This is a genomic window from Pedobacter ginsengiterrae, from assembly GCF_039537385.1.
Classification (GTDB): Bacteria; Bacteroidota; Bacteroidia; order Sphingobacteriales; family Sphingobacteriaceae; genus Pedobacter; species Pedobacter ginsengiterrae.
Map to the genome: position 1 here is coordinate 13,232 of NZ_BAABAK010000015.1, position 13,508 is coordinate 26,739.

Sequence of the window (13,508 nt, forward strand, 5' to 3'; positions counted from 1 at the left end):
AAAGCTTTACGCCGTTGACACTGGTTAAATATAGGAATCGCTGATGTTCTAAAAAAAGAGTTTGCTAAACTTAAATGCTATACATCCTCTAGCCGCTCAGCTCTGAATTTTTTAAGATGAAGTTAAGGCCTGGATGGGGCAGAAAGACGATTCATCTTTTTATCTTAAAGCTAGCTTGTTGCCCAGGCTCATCTACTGGTTGGGAAAAACCTGGCGCTACATTTTGATTGCGATCGGTCCCTGTGAACAGCTGTTCGTTTCGTAAAGGGTGCATGTGCTCATTATATACATTCAGGCACTTGAATTCCGGGTCAGCTGAAAGATATACTGGAATGGTTTTGCCTTCTACTTCCATTTTGAGCGAAATCAGGTTACCAAACCTAAGCGCTTTGATCACCGACTCCCGCTTCTCTGTATCCTGCATGTCCAGAATTGGATATCTGTCCAATGTATGCGCTAAATCAAAGCCATATTCAGGGAAAAAGAATTTCATCGGGTGCTCCCCATCTTTATCGGTGACCTTCAAGTCGAGTTTGTGCCAGACTGGGATCCGTTTACTTTTATTCCCATCTAAATCATCCAGATCCTGCACAAAAATATCCTTCTGAAAGCTTTGACCACAAAGCAGTTTATAGGCCTGGAGTGCGGAAATGCGGTTATGGTTATCCATTTCAAATCGCTTTTGAATAACCACAGGGTTATCATAGCGAATGAGTTTAGCATCAGTCCATACGGACAGGGCACCTGGCCTGCCCCTGCGCGTTCGTTATATTGATATGATCTCAACTTCGCAGGATTTTCCGCTACTCGCAGAATAATGCTTCATTCCTATATGTCAAAGAGCTTGGCGGATATATTCCCCCTGCGGCCTAAGCCTGGATTAACTTATCCGATCATCCTGCAGGCCGGGCCTACAGGAATCTTATTGATACAGTTTCACTTTTATAGCTGCATTTAAATTCTAGTCTTGACTTTTCCCCATTTCTCAGAGGGCTAATCAGAACGGCTTTCAAATCAGCTCTAAAGGCTAGAGCATTTAAAATCCCTTTTTTTAAAATGCTTCTTGAGAAGTGGTGTTAGTGCCAATCCAAGGACAGTTTCCCAAAGCGGAAATAAAGCGGCGTATCAACATGAATCAAACTTAACCTGGAAATTTTGCAGGTACGAAAAAAGAGCTCAATTGAGCTTAAATGAGCTGTTTTGAACCAATTTGAACTTGATTTATAGTAAATTGGCTTTTAGAATAGAGCTCTTTAAGCTCAGAGCAGCTAAAAGAAGAAACCCTGCCGAATATTAATTTTCAGCAGGGTTCTAAGTAGTAAGTAAGGGAGTGGTAAAGGGAGGTTATTGCCTATAGGCTAGTCCTTTTTGAAAAGGTAAGCCGCGTGGTGAAAAACCGAAGAGAGCCCTTGAATGAACTTTTCAAAATCTTCATCAAAAATGATGACGCTGGAGCGTACATATTTCCGCTCGCCCAGCTCATCACTTCTGCAGATCCTTAAGTAAATGGTACCATTTTGCGTTTTTCTTATGTCCAGAAAATAATGTTTTCTACCGGAAGAAAACGTTTCAGAGTAAAAATTTATGTCTTTCATTTTAACGTTTAAAAATGTGAGTCATCAGTACTTTTATATCCGGCCTTTTCTTTTACTCTCCCCTAGCGCCTCAATGAGATGATGTTTGTAAAACCGGTCTCCTCCTGGCATTTTTATCGGCCGGAGTGTACCATCTTTCACCTTGCGTTTATAAGTGCTCTCACTTATTCCAAGATAGTCTTTAACTTCCTGCCGGGTCATGGGCTCCTGGTCTGTGCCCGCAGGAGGCAGGGTTGAGGGCTGCTGGTTACTCAGGATTAAATAAATTTTATAAAGGAGGTCTAGGAGTGTGTCGATCTTAGTCATATGCAATAATTTAATTGGAGATGATCCATCAAAAAACAGCGATAGGCGTTGGAGCATGAAAATCCCGGATACGGGAGTACTGCATTAATGGAATGAATTATACCAGGAAAGGCATGATCGACAAACGAATTTAATCATTGCCGCCAAAAAAAACAAGAAAAATGGTGCATTTTTGACTACAAGCAATTAAAATACAGCATTTTATTAATCAAAACAGCCTATTCTCAGTTTCGAATCAATAATCTTAAGCCTGCATTTTCCTATCGAATGCGGCCTTGAATTCCCGGAAGCGTTCCCTACTCACAATTTTGGAAACTTCGGGATTAATCTCTTCTTTTAAGATCAGCACGCCCTCCTTTTTATCCCTTCTGTAGCTTTCTATCACATCCAATGAAAAAATGATTCCCCTGTTGGTCTGATAGAAACGAGTTGGGTCTAAAACATCTACTAAATCCTGTGTGCGGTAATCAATATTAAATACCGCATTATTCTTTAGATATACATACCCTGAACGAGACTCACATTTGATGCAGGCGATTTCATCCAGACTGATATGCTTGGTCTTGTTACCAAGTTTTCCAATGATGCCTTCGATGCCATCCTTTAAAGCAGCTTCACTATCAATCTCTCTTCCTCGCGCTCGCTCTTGTGATATTGACGGTGGACTCGCATCAAGCCTTGATTTAAAATGTTTCCAGCTAAGCAGCCCCGGAGCCAATGCTTTAATCCAGTAGAGAAAATTCATCGTGCCCAGCATCCATTTTACCTTTGGAAATTCCACAAGCATATAACCGCTTTTTTTAAAGTCGGCATCTAGCAGATGAAAAACGCCTTTTACTAAAAGTAAATTTAAATAAAGCACGACAAAGAACCCGAAAACAACCTGAAGCACTAACCTTAAAACGGGTCTCCTCTTCCAGTCCCAACCCTTATCCAGGTTGATGGAGATGTAGTGGATGATTTTGAGCAGCACCATGGCGATAAAAAAACTAAAGACTAGCGAGACATAGAAGTTCTTTTGCTGAATGATCACCATCGCGGGTTTGTGCTGGCCTTCTATGATTAAGTAAATTGAGCCGAGGAAGGCGAGCAGAATGCGCACATATATTGAAAAATACCTCTTCTGTGGAGGAATGTCCAGGTAATTTTTTTCCATAAACAGGTAGTTTGCTGACTCAAAATAGGAATATTTTATAAAAATTCAAAGCAGTATGCTGAAAACAGATAGCTTAAGTGGTAATGAAACCCTTCGCTTGACCCGTCAATAACCTACTATACCTCCTGAAAAACAATACGAATGAAACCTGCATTAGGCGGCTTGAATCCTATAAGGGTCTGCTCAAGAAGATTCATGGGCCTCTGGGACATGCCCAGTGGCCCCATCTATTTTAATTTGAAATTATGGGCTTTAGTTTTGGCTAATGCCTGCCAGACCTCAGGCACTCATTTAACCTATTTTATTATGCAAAAAGTCCCATTTACCCCAGAAGGCGTAAGTGATTTGCTGTCGCAAATCTATGCCCTTCCAGACCCACAGTTGCAGCAGGAAGCGGCAGCCTGTGCCGCAAACTTCCGCTTATGGATGGAGAACAACTTCATCCTTGAGGATTCCCAGCTTGCCTTTCTTGAGCAGATCGATGACCAGTTTATTGCAACTGCCGCATCAGAAATGCAGTATTTTATCTCAGGGAGGCTTCCCATTTCGCTCATCAAAGAAGAGCATCAGAAGCTAAAGGAAGAAGATGACCGGGGGAAACTCATTGACCTTGGCAAGAACAGGCAAAGTAGCTTTGATAGTGAACTAGGCTTTAGTGAACTTCAAAGTCTCACTTTTACCATTAGCTATTCCGAAAATTAAAGCTTAAAAAGTCCTGCCGGCAGGTCATGATCGACAAACCAGGAAACCGGCAGGGCTTTTAGATGCTACTTTGCTAATAGAACTGTTATGGGCACTTCATTTCAAAACTTTATTGACTACCTCAACCAATTCCATGATGTCTCCGATCAGCTCACCGATTACTTGCAGGCGAGCGTAAGGGAAACTGTGTACCCCAAAAATCACACTATTCTTCAGGCCGGCAAATATCCTAAGGAGCTAAACTATATTGTGAGTGGATGCGCCAGGGTATACCGGTATGATGAAGTAACGGCAGAGGAGCTCACCCTATGGTTTTATACCAGCACGCAGCTTATTCTTCCTTTGAGCGGACCAGATACGCTATCCAAATGGTTTATTACCATGGAGCAGAAAACAACCGTCATCAGCATTTCGCATATACATCTAAAATATCTGCATGTGCTATTCCCCGAATATCATTTCATTAACCGAGGATTTCTTGAGCTTATGATCAGCCTCCTCAGTGAGCACCTGGACATGGTTCAGCACCAGAAATACGCCGAAGGTTACCTGCAAACCATGCAGGAAAATCCCGGAATATTTCAATCCGGTACCTTGAGGAATATTGCCTCATTTCTGGGCATGTCTGAGAGTACATTGAAACACATAAAGTATGAAGGGAGCGCGAAAGGAATTTGATGCCTCATTGATCAGGGGTAATCAGAGAAGGTAAAATATTTCCACTTTAAGCTTTCCAATAGTGTAAGAATTGATAAACAGTAGCAATAGTTGGAATTATAATTTATGTTCACTATTTACGAATGTTCACGTAACGTGAACAAAAAAATTAAATGAACATGGAGCAGCATCTTATAGAAGCTTTAACAAAGCTGGAAGCAAATACAGAAAAGTTATTTGGGTAAAAAGCTAAAATTGGAAGTGATGTATTATATGTGCGTAAATTTTAATTATAAATTACAAGAATTATTCACTGGTGTTTACATTTTCCAATATATTATCGAAAAGAGCCCGTTTATTGATTAGTTGAAGCATGATAAGTTGATCGTTCAAATAGATGCTCACATTAGCAAAGTCGAATTGCAAGCCAATATAACTTACGTGAATGAAACAAGCATGCAACGTCAGAACAGTATTTGCGTCATCTATTAAATTACCACCCGTAGCGAATTAAATCCATGAGAAAAACTAGAAATATTAGCGTCGTCCTTTTTTTTATTCTTTTATGTTCATTATCGCAATACCTAAAAGCACAAAATAAAAATGAGATCGCACAATTGGGAATTCTTTGTAAGACATGGGGATTGCTGAAGTACTATCATCCGGGTGTTTCAACAGGAAAACAGGATTGGGATTCCGTACTCATATCCGCCCTGAATAGCCTGTCAAAATCAAAGACTAATAAACAACTTAACATAGAGGTACAAAAGATGTTAACCATTTCAGGAAAAGATACCGAAGGGCCATATCTTCCTCAAGAAAACGCAGCTATAAATACCCGTAACCTTGACCATACCTGGATTGGAGACAATAAAGAGCTGGAGGTAAAAAACAAACTTGCATTAGGATTTATTTCAAAACATCCTTACAGGGGATTAAATTTTTATGCCCAGCCAAATCCCGATAATGACAGCACCATTTATACACCGAACGAAAAGCCCTATCCTGAAATGGCATTTCCGAATACCAACTATAGATTACTAGGCCTTTTCAGGTTCTGGAATGTCATTAATTATTTTTACCCTTATAAATATGCTATTGGCAGGCCGTGGGACAGTGTATTAAATGAGCTGATTCCCCAGATAATTCATGCAACGGATACCGTTTCCTACCACAAGGCCATAGCAAAAATGGCTGCATCCATTAATGACTCGCATGGCGGCCTATGGCCGCAGGTGTACGATACCTTCACAGGAAAATACAGCCCTTCATTTGATTTTCGCATAATAGCAAATAAGGCTGTTGTGGTGAGGGCGGACAGCAGCAATCCGCAGTCCCTGATTAAAACAGGTAGCGTTATAGAAGCAATAGATGGCGTACCGCTGAAAAGAAAGATCAAAGCGTACTGGGACTATATACCGGCATCGAACAACGGTGGAAAAATTAAGAGCTTACATTATCTGCTTCTGAACAGTAAAAATAAAACCGCTTTGCTTTCAGGATACCAACGGGACAGAAAAAAATTTAAAGCGATTATTGATTTAAAGGAGCGTGATCTGCTAAAGGAGTATAAGAATTTTTTTGAAATGGAAAGCCCGATTACTTACCGATTGCTAGAGGACAGCATCGGATATGTGTTTTTCAGCAATATCAATAAGCAAAACATAGACAGCATAATGCAGCCTTTGATGGATACAAAGGCTATCATTTTTGACATGAGGAATTATCCAACTAATGGCACAGGCACCTATACCATCCCACAATACTTATTGGGTGAACGAAAAATGTACAGCCGTTTGACCCGTCCAAATTTTAATTTGCCTGGCACGTTCAAGTATGAGGTAGCAAACAAGGGAACAGCCTATTCAGAAGTTGGAAAATTAAATCCTAATTTCTACAAAGGAAAAATCATCCTGCTTGTAGATAGCCGGACCCAAAGTGCCGCAGAGTGGGCATGTATGACATTAAAAACCGCTGCCAATGTTACAGTTATCGGAAACCAGACTGCCGGAGCCGATGGCAATGTTACCCGGACGGTTCTTCCTGGTGGTTACCGAATTAATTTTTCCGGACTAGGGATATATTACCCAGACGGATCGGAAACACAACGAATCGGCATCCACATAGATATTCCGGTTTCCTATACAATCAATGATGTGATCAATAAAACTGATCCTTTATTGAAAACAGCATTAGAATTTATTAATGATAAAAAGATTAACTCTGACTGAATTTAAGAAAAGGTTCACCCATTAATCCGTCCTTATTTTGTAATGACTAAGCAAATGTCTTATTATTCCACCGTTTTTTGATAGAGCTCATGGTAACTAAATTCTTATACTTGCAACCTATTCCATGTTATCATCGTCATTGATTTATATACTTATGCAATCAATAAACTGATTTCAAGCCACATGTTCCTTATTTTTTTGGCAACTAGTAGGCTGAGTGTTCACGCTTCTCAAGCATTATCATTAATTCAGCCAAATCGTTTATAACCTTATCCGGATTTGCTTTCTCCAACTGTTCTGCTGAATGTGCACCTGTTGTTATTCCGATGCTCATGCCACAGCCCGCGTTTTTACCTTCAAGAATATCAATTGTTGAGTCACCTACCTTAATTACGCTTTCACTATCTTTAATATTGAAGCGTTTCATGGCAAAAAAGATCATATCTGGATCTGGCCTATTGTGCTCCACATCCGATGCAGTTACCAGTCCGTCAAATTCAATCCCTTCCTGCCATCCTAATTTATCGATAATCGCTTGTGCCGTTTTTCTATCATAACCGGTATTCAAAACCGTTATAATTCCTTTTTGCTTTAACTGGAAAAATACTTCAATTACATTTGGCTGTGGTAAAATAGCCTCCTCTTTGTATGCATTCGTAAGCTCAACTATAAAGTGCTCATAAATTTTGGATATCACATCCTCATTTTTTTCAGCATAGAAATTATCGATCAAAGAACGAATCGCTTGTCTTTTTTCTTTTCCAGCGCCCAACTCCAATACTTGTTCCAGATTAAGTTCAAATCCAGCATCATTTATCACCTTTAAAAGTGTTTTGTATACAAGGTTATCTTCATTTACAGTAGTACCCGCCATGTCGAATACAACCATTGATATATTTTCCATTTTCATTAAAATCTAATTTATTGATCGATAAAAAACAAATTATTGACCAACACAATGTTTAGCAAAACTAAACATTGTTTACATGAATTAGGCTTATTGAATATTAAATTTATGTTAATTCGTTTATTTGTGCTACATGGCCCAGATTTCGTTATTTGAATCAGCTTCTAAAAACAAACAAATATATAATGATTGGTAACGGAGAACAACTTCTACAACGGCCCATTACCATTTTGCTCGAAGAAATATACAATAAGCATTATAGCTTTCTCATTGGTTGGGTTTTTGGGTGTATGCGGCAGGCGACCATCAAAAAGCATAGAATCTCCCTGGTTTAAAGTGTAGGTTTGATCTTCAAACACATAATTTACTTTTCCCGATAATATGTATTTATATTCAAAGGCCTCGGTTTCTACCATTGGCCTGGTTGCATCAGGCTCCAGCTCCAGTAAAACAATGTCTACAGTAGAGTTTTTCATGGTTTTGGTGAAAATCCTTTGGTAGAGAAAACCTACAGCCTGCTCCTTTTCAAAAGTATCGTAATCCTCTTTTCTTCTAATGATTACAGCGGGCAATGCTCCCGGATTAATATCCTTAAAAAACTGGTTAAGATCAACCTCAAGGGCACTGATAATATTAACCAATACCAATAGCGAGGGAATCGTACGGTTATTCTCAATTTGAGAAATGAGTCCTTTGCTTACGTTAACACGGTCGGCAAGTTCTTGAACGGTTATGTTCTTTTCTCTTCTAATTTCCTTGATTCGGTTACTGATGTGTATTAATGTATTTTCTTCCATTTTTATCTTCAGCCGAAAATACTAAATCAAATTTATAAACAAAGCTTTCCACATTAAACTCGTCTGGTTAAACATTAAAAATTTTATGTAAACTATCCTCGCTATAGCCAGCTCCGGCCGTCATTCCCTTACCACCAATGCAGGTACGAATATGAATACAATCATCAAAATCAAATTCCAAAATATGCTTGTCAGGATGTTGAGGATAATAACCTGCCCAGCTACTGGCTATTTTTCTAACTTCTAAATCTACAATTCTTTCTGCCTCAGCCAGCATAAGCTCGTTGATATGCGAATTGATGTTAAAGCCAAGATTGTCAAAACTATTCACATCTGCGTATTCATGACTATCGCCAATGATAATACTACCATCCACAGCAGTCTTAAACAGCATATGAATGCCCATTTCCCGTAGTTCCAGGTAATGATCTGGAGTTTTTACGCTTTTAAACGATGGGCAATATTCTTCAAAACTTTCATATCTTCGAATAGTTAAACCCGTAAGTATATTTCCGGCTAAGCCTTTAGGGTTTAAAGACGTTGTTCGCATCATTTGAAGTTTACTTATAACTTGCCCACTTTCTTTAAAGACATCAGGAAAAAGCAGCTTAAACTCGTATCCGTTACAAATAATTGCTTTGGCGGCGTAAAAAACATTGCCATTCGAAATCTTCACCCTCACTCCATCTCCATTAGGTTCACAGTCAATTGCAGGCGCATTATAAAGAAGCAAATAATACTCAAATTTTTGTTGCATATACTCCTGTAAACGATAGATCATCCGTTCAGGCTCCACACTGATCTCATCCCCAAAAAAAAGTGCTTCTTTGGCATAGCTTGATCTTACTGATGTGTATTTTTCCAAAACCTGCTTTTGGTTCATCATGGTCTGGTTATAGCCAAGCCTATCGTAATGTGCTTTCAATTCATGCAACAGCATCACCTCATCCTCATCTGAGCCGATATACACACTCCCGTTTTTGCGCACAGAAATGTCAAACTCACCCTGAATTTCCTGGTAAATCTGTAGTGAACGAATACCGTATTCAAACCATTTACCAGTCATTCCTGATGGGATTACCTGACCGAAATTTCTGACTGTTGAACCGACCGGGTAATTATCTTTTTCGAGTTGAAGCACTTTCTTACCCAGCTTTAGGGCATGAAGTGCATGAAATGTTCCCAGTATTCCTCCTCCAATTACGATGAGGTCATAATTATCTTTATTCATATTTTAATATTATTTTATTTGCCTCTACGGACCGATCTGCACCCAATAAATTATCTTTTGCTTGGGTTTTTGGCAATGTTGTCTTAAACTTTTTGTAAATAAATGTTTTCCGCTTAAAATAGATTAAGGAGGCAAAACCAAAAATACTACCAACAAGGGATACAACATATACCGTTTGCTTAAAGAAAAGCCCCCAGCTAATATCTGCCGTACCGAATTCCCGATAGATTAATACTGATGCACTGCCTAAATACCCCATTGAATCTGAAAGGTAAATGATAAACCCGATATTGCCAGCAAAATGAAAATTGGCAATCATTCGCTCATAAAAAATCGCATTATAAGGAATATAAGCCATATAAAGTCCTAAACCTACAATGCTCATCCAGGCGACCGGTCCAATTAAGTGGAGATCAAATCCTATTGTAGCCAGCGCTGCCAGGGCAAAACCACTAATAATGATGATATGAATCACGATGAATGCTTTGAGGTTATTTCGGATGAGGATCAATAAGCCCATAATAACCAATACGGTAATCGAAACGAGCGTATCCGTTTTTGTGTAAATATGGTTATCATGAATATTTAGGGTTGCCCAGATTTCAACCTCGAAATTATCCCGCATATCCCTTAAAATTGTAAGCAGTACGTAAATGATAAGCGTAAAAACAATTCCTGGGAGAAAACTCTTTACAAAAGCTTTTCTTTGGCTAGCATCCATCGGAATTCTTTTGGTTCGTAATCGTTGATCTTCCTCACTTTGTGGCGGTATCAATTCCAATCCATAAACGCTTAGTAGAAAAGGCAACATGAACAATAAACCAGTAACAAAGGGCATCCAGTATTCTCCAATGGGTAAGAGCTCCATTATTATCCTCGCTACCGTTTTCACAAAACCAGAGGCAAATATCAGACTGATCGACATTACAGCCCCCATAAATTCCGTTGTCCTTCTTCCTTCCAGGTAACTGAATACCAACCCCCAGATCATGCCCAATGGAAAACCATTAAGCAAGAGAAAAATAATGTTATAGGGCGCTGGTACGAGCGCGAAACCCAATAACGACAACCAGGCGAAGAGGATAAGACGGATAAGGTTTTTGGCCCTACTCTTTCCTGATACCTCGGCAATAAATCTGATTCCGTAGAATTTACTTAAGGTATAGCCCACCATTTGCGCAATGACCAGCCAGATCTTATAATCCACACCAAGAAAACTTTGTTGTTCATAAGTTCCTGCAGCGAATGCTTTTCTAAAGGCATACATACTGGTATAACAACTAAAAGCTGCAAGTGAAGCCAATAAGGTAATAGCCAGAGGTGACCATTTTGCTGTTTTTTTTCTTCCAAAGCTTAATAGTTCCATTATGCTGTAAATTTATTTTCGGCTGGCTTAATCACTGATGCTGAGGGTATAAACAGACACATTGCGTATTGCCTTAATGTTAATTTTATTTTAAATTTTTGTTTTAATCAACCGATCTGAAATAACCGGAACGGTTGGATAACCTTTATAATCCGACCCTGCATATTCTAAGCTCCCATCCAAATAGGTTGTGGTTTTTCCTTTAATCCTGATTTCACCATTCGCATGAAGACTAACCAGGGCCCAAAGTGGTTCTTTAGTATGTACAAACTCATAGTTTTTGCCCTTTCTTCCAAATTGATAGGCAGCGCTGTTAATTTGGATATAGTTTACTCCATTATAATTGTTATGATAATCTTCATGATTATGCCCACTAAAAACAGCTAATATTTTTCCGTGTCCTGGGTTTTGATTGGTTCGTTCAAATAGTAACCTCAGCATTGCACCTTCTTTAATACCATCGAGATCATTGTCGATTCCCTGATGACAAAAGATAAGGGTTGGCAATTTTGTCTTTTGCAAATCTGTTTCCAGCCAATCGTATTGAGCATTTGAAATTGATCTGGGATATCCTTTACTGGTATCGTTTTCCGGTCTTTCATTACCATTGAGTACAATAAAATGATACCCTTTAAGATCGAAACTATAATGAACCCCTGCTGCATTCCAAAATTCAACCACCTGCTGGTGATTAAATCCACCGTCCACATCGTGATTGCCAATTACATGATATTTTGGTCCGTTAAACTTTTCCCATGCTTGCATCAATGGTTTATTGCTTGGTTTGGGTGTACAGAAGTCGCCCATCTGCATAATAAAATCTGGCTTCACCTTATTCATTTCGGCTACAAAAGCTTCTATTCTTAATTGTCCATCCTGGATTAAATCATGGTGAAGATCTGTAATCAAACCAAAACTCAATACCGTTTTAGCTGCATAGCGAAAATCTTCACTGGCTGTAGTATTTATTGGCCCTGTAGCTAAGCCTGCTGCTCCAGCGAGCAACAGGCCTTGTTTTAGAAACCCTCTTCTTTTTAAATCTTCCATTTTTATTTATTTGCCCAGATTACCCCATTCTGGGTGTCAGCCCCCGAAAACTGTCTTTGCAATGCCGCCTTTAGGTTTGCGGCATTAACTGTGTATTCACTGGTAGGATAAGCCCATCGTGTTGGAATAAGATTATTATTGGCGTTTGCCGGGCCAATATCAAATTTTGGAATACCAGTTCTTCTATAATTATAGTAAGCCTGGCGACCAGAATTCTGAAAAAATGAAACATACTTTTGCTCCAGGATTTGACTCAGGCCTGTACCATTATTTCCAGCATAAGCGTTTGTGGTTAAAAATGCAGAAATCGTAACTGGATTTGTAATTCCGTAAAATTTGATCGATTCGCTAATGCCCTGCTCATAATAAATTGCAGAATTAATTGATGCCCAGCCGCGGTTAATGCCCTCAGCAATATTGAAATTGGTTTCTGCAGCGCCCAATTGTACGCAAGGAATGCCAGATGGCGAAGAAAGCCAGTAATCAAAATTAATCATGCTCAATTTTCCGGCGATAGCCTGATCCTTCAGGGTAGTTTGCAGCTCACCAGTTTTTCCACCTTTAAAAGAGCTAAACTTGGTTGCATAAGCTGCGTCTCCGCTTAACCTGGCCGAATCCGTTGGTAAAGCCACGACAAATATCCTTGGATCATTTGTTCTGGTCAGGATATTCATATAAGTTGAACCCAGGTTGTTTCGAAGATCGTTCTTCAATACCACGCCGTTTGATGGCCATAGTGGATAGTTATTGGATACATTAGAAGTATTATAAACTAGTTGAAAATTATCAGCATTGGTTAAAATCAGCGGATATTTTGCCGGATTAGTTACAATAGCTGCAAATTGATCCTTAATATTAAGTTCAGGCGTATCATCAGCACGCTTGCTCAACGAAACGAGAACCCTTAATCTAAAAGAATTAACCAGTTTTTGCCATTTTGCCAAATCGCCGTTATAAAAGAAATCTCCATCAACTTTTACCTGCGTTGCAACGAGGGGAGTAAGATCTGCATTAGCATCCTCTAATAGTTTCAAACATTGGGCATACACATCCTTCTGTGCATCGTATTTTGGTGAAAAATTACCCGAACTTGCACCTTTTAATGCTTCACTCATCGGTATATCACCAAACATATCGGTTGCCGAAATAAAGAAATAGGCCCTGAAAAACTTTGCGAGCGCTAAGTAAGCCTTTGCAGGATCGCCAACCTTTTGTGCTTCGATTTCCATTTGCTGTACATTTCGAAGTTGTGTATACGCACTGTAATCTGCAGTTGTCCAGTTATAAGATTGATTACCATAATAGGCCTCATTCATAACCATAAACTGGTTGTGCCGCTGGTCTGTCGACCATGGAGCCTGCGAGCTGTTAAGTAGCAGTCCTGTGAAAATTAGTTTTGGTGCTGCATTTAGTATTGCCGCTGGATCCTTTTGTAACTCTTCTGTTTTTTTACACGCCGAGCTGATAAAAATCAGGCTCAATGCAAGAATAGAATATATTTTAGTTTTCATAA

13 protein-coding genes are annotated in these 13,508 nt (G+C 39.3%); 3 read left to right on the top strand and 10 right to left on the bottom strand.

The window, feature by feature from the left end; translation table 11 throughout:
• Window positions 1-151: 151 nt before the first annotated feature.
• The 4 genes from ABD692_RS13180 to ABD692_RS13190 all read right to left on the bottom strand — a co-directional run bounded on the left by ABD692_RS13180 (window position 152) and on the right by ABD692_RS13190 (window position 3,057).
• Window positions 152-670, bottom strand: a complete 519-nt coding sequence (locus ABD692_RS13180; RefSeq protein ID WP_344767685.1) for a hypothetical protein — start codon at window positions 668-670, stop codon at window positions 152-154.
• Between the two features lie 688 nt (window positions 671-1,358).
• Complete coding sequence (locus ABD692_RS20975; RefSeq protein WP_425567344.1) at window positions 1,359-1,595, bottom strand: DUF3276 family protein; 237 nt, start codon at window positions 1,593-1,595, stop codon at window positions 1,359-1,361.
• 33 nt (window positions 1,596-1,628) lie between these two features.
• Complete coding sequence (locus ABD692_RS13185; protein ID WP_344767687.1) at window positions 1,629-1,901, bottom strand: helix-turn-helix transcriptional regulator; 273 nt, start codon at window positions 1,899-1,901, stop codon at window positions 1,629-1,631.
• A gap of 244 nt (window positions 1,902-2,145) precedes the next feature.
• Window positions 2,146-3,057 carry a LytTR family DNA-binding domain-containing protein gene (locus ABD692_RS13190; protein ID WP_344767689.1) on the bottom strand — a complete coding sequence of 304 codons (912 nt, stop codon included), beginning with the start codon at window positions 3,055-3,057 and terminating at the stop codon, window positions 2,146-2,148.
• Between the two features lie 141 nt (window positions 3,058-3,198).
• On the opposite strand from ABD692_RS13190, the gene ABD692_RS13195 reads away from it, so the two are divergent.
• The 3 genes from ABD692_RS13195 (at window position 3,199) to ABD692_RS13205 (ending at window position 6,647) form a co-directional block, all read left to right on the top strand.
• Window positions 3,199-3,759 carry a hypothetical protein gene (locus ABD692_RS13195; RefSeq protein WP_344767691.1) on the top strand — a complete coding sequence of 187 codons (561 nt, stop codon included), beginning with the start codon at window positions 3,199-3,201 and terminating at the stop codon, window positions 3,757-3,759.
• Between the two features lie 87 nt (window positions 3,760-3,846).
• Window positions 3,847-4,437, top strand: a complete 591-nt coding sequence (locus ABD692_RS13200; RefSeq protein WP_344767693.1) for a Crp/Fnr family transcriptional regulator — start codon at window positions 3,847-3,849, stop codon at window positions 4,435-4,437.
• 497 nt (window positions 4,438-4,934) lie between these two features.
• Window positions 4,935-6,647 carry a S41 family peptidase gene (locus ABD692_RS13205; protein ID WP_344767695.1) on the top strand — a complete coding sequence of 571 codons (1,713 nt, stop codon included), beginning with the start codon at window positions 4,935-4,937 and terminating at the stop codon, window positions 6,645-6,647.
• Between the two features lie 205 nt (window positions 6,648-6,852).
• Here ABD692_RS13205 and ABD692_RS13210 read toward each other — a convergent pair whose 3' ends face one another.
• The 6 genes from ABD692_RS13210 to ABD692_RS13235 form a co-directional block, all read right to left on the bottom strand.
• Window positions 6,853-7,551 (bottom strand): phosphonatase-like hydrolase, encoded by a 699-nt coding sequence (locus ABD692_RS13210; protein WP_344767697.1) that lies wholly within the window; start codon window positions 7,549-7,551, stop codon window positions 6,853-6,855.
• Between the two features lie 212 nt (window positions 7,552-7,763).
• Window positions 7,764-8,351, bottom strand: a complete 588-nt coding sequence (locus ABD692_RS13215; RefSeq protein ID WP_344767699.1) for a helix-turn-helix domain-containing protein — start codon at window positions 8,349-8,351, stop codon at window positions 7,764-7,766.
• A gap of 67 nt (window positions 8,352-8,418) precedes the next feature.
• Complete coding sequence (locus ABD692_RS13220; protein WP_344767701.1) at window positions 8,419-9,582, bottom strand: TIGR03364 family FAD-dependent oxidoreductase; 1,164 nt, start codon at window positions 9,580-9,582, stop codon at window positions 8,419-8,421.
• A complete protein-coding gene (locus ABD692_RS13225) occupies window positions 9,575-10,948 on the bottom strand; it encodes a DUF5690 family protein (protein WP_344767703.1) in 1,374 nt (457 codons plus the stop codon). Before ABD692_RS13225 ends, ABD692_RS13220 begins: the two co-directional genes overlap by 8 nt.
• A gap of 90 nt (window positions 10,949-11,038) precedes the next feature.
• Complete coding sequence (locus ABD692_RS13230) at window positions 11,039-11,995, bottom strand: metallophosphoesterase family protein (RefSeq protein ID WP_344767705.1); 957 nt, start codon at window positions 11,993-11,995, stop codon at window positions 11,039-11,041.
• 2 nt (window positions 11,996-11,997) lie between these two features.
• Window positions 11,998-13,506, bottom strand: a complete 1,509-nt coding sequence (locus ABD692_RS13235; RefSeq protein WP_344767707.1) for a SusD/RagB family nutrient-binding outer membrane lipoprotein — start codon at window positions 13,504-13,506, stop codon at window positions 11,998-12,000.
• Between the last annotated feature and the right edge of the window lie 2 nt (window positions 13,507-13,508).